This window comes from Aquibacillus albus (genome assembly GCF_016908325.1).
Taxonomy (GTDB): Bacteria; Bacillota; Bacilli; order Bacillales; family Amphibacillaceae; genus Aquibacillus_A; species Aquibacillus_A albus.
In genome coordinates, this window is record NZ_JAFBDR010000051.1 from 1 (window position 1) to 1,992 (window position 1,992).

Here is a 1,992-nt window from a genome sequence, read left to right on the forward strand (position 1 = left end):
TATAATAGCTTTGTTCAATCACATCAAAAAAAAATGTTAGTAAAAAATAAAAACGGAAAAGTTGTTGTATTCACGGATAATTTGCTCCGTTTTCCCCAAAAAACATTTAGTAATTATTTTAATCCATCTAAAACAGTCCGACTTGTTCCTTTTAATCAAAGAACTGAATCAACAAGAAAAAGTAGTAGAGTATTAACAAACTCAAAACAGGTCAAAAAAAAGAAAAAATTACTTTTAAAAAATGGCAATACAATCAAGGGAGCCAAAGTAATTAGGATACCAAATAGAATACCTATCTATTTTTTAAATAATTACGAAAGTGATACAGAGAAAGCGATAACTGAGTTACAAAAACAGGCAAAAGCTATGATCCAATTTTATAAAGGTCACCACTTATATCAGAGTAAAGCATTTCAAGATTGGTTTTTAAATAAAATAGCTACAGTCATAAATTATATTGAAATGTATAACAACTTTCTAAATGATGTTGCTACTTCATGTATTGTTATATCAACTACTAATAGATCTACCAATCGTATATTAGCAATAGTCGCTGCAGAAAAGGGTATACCTACTATCTGTATGCAGCATGGAATAATTTCAAATAGATTAGGTTATTTACCAAAAATTGCAACAGTCGATGCTGTTTATGGTAAATTTGAGGTAGATTGGTATCAAAAAAAAGGGGTACCTCCAGAATCCCTTGATTTAATCGGTCATCCCAGATTTGATCAAGCATTCTCACGTAGTAGAGTTTCTCTTGCTAATTTTAATAAATATTTTGACCTGGATCCTAGGAAGAAAACATTATTGATTGTTATAAGAGGAAGGAGAGAACTAGACAGTTGGAAAGTTTTAATCGAAACCATTTCGAAAAAGCTTGATTTAAATATCTTGATTAAAGATTTTCCTAATTATACTTCAAAATCCCATGTACTATGTAAAGAGTTTCCATTTGTTCGCTTTGTGCGAAAATATAATATTTATGACATATTTCCCCACGTAGATGCTGTCGTTTCATACACATCTACTGTCGGTATAGAAGCTATGATTGCAGAAAAAAACGTATTTATTTTAAATAAGGAGTTTGAAAGTTATACAGGGTATTATAATCGTTTAGATCAAATGGCTCAATCAGATCCGCAAAAATTAGCTGAATTAATAATCAGGTATTTTACTAATAAAGATTGGAAAAGTTATGCTGATGAAGTAAGAAAGAGCTTTTTGTCTTATGCTTATACTGATATATGTTTATCTGGGGAGCGTTTAAAAAAATTAATTAAGAAATTGACAAACTAGTGTTTCGAGATACTTTATGGTAGGTATCTTCTTATTATAGGGGGTCAGACTGTTTAGGAAATTTATGTTTATGAATAGTTCGTTACACCATTTTTTGTTAAGTAGGTATTGCTGAATAACTCATTATACATTTACGGAAATTTTACTTTGATTTGTCTATATATGAGACTTTGACTCCTAATGGAAAACAAAAAAACGTCTCGAAGAGCTTTCGAAAGATTCTTGACAAGCACTTAAAGGGCAATCACTGCTCACTGGTGTATTGAAGGTGTGCTCGAATAAGGCCGAGAACATAAGCGCGCTTGCCTTCACTAAATTTCCCTTTAATAGCGTTTCGTTCTGCAAAATCTTGTTCCTCGACCTTCTTTTTCTTTAGAATGACCATCTAATTTCAGACCCGAAAGATGTCTGCTCGATTCACAAATGCTTTGATTGCATTGCATCTGGAAGATCAGTAGATTCATGATCGATAGTTTTGCACCGAACTCAAAGTGTTGATGTGCGTTTTTTCCTCGGACAATCGGCCGTACGTCCATTGGGTGTGTTAAGTCACCTCTTTAAGTCATTTCATCCATGTTTAGATTTTGGAAACATTCTTACCTTAAACTGCTCCATAATTTGGCAATTTAATCTATTCACTTGATAGCTTCATTTCAATCACTTTGACGTTTTATTTTGATTAAAATAACTTTT

At 31.9% G+C, this 1,992-nt stretch carries 1 protein-coding gene; it reads left to right on the forward strand.

Annotated features, from left to right (window positions below; all coding sequences use genetic code 11):
- On the forward strand, positions 1–1,299 hold a 1,299-nt coding region (locus JOC48_RS21105; RefSeq protein ID WP_204502395.1), incomplete at its 5' end, for a hypothetical protein.
- Positions 1,300–1,992 lie beyond the last annotated feature (693 nt).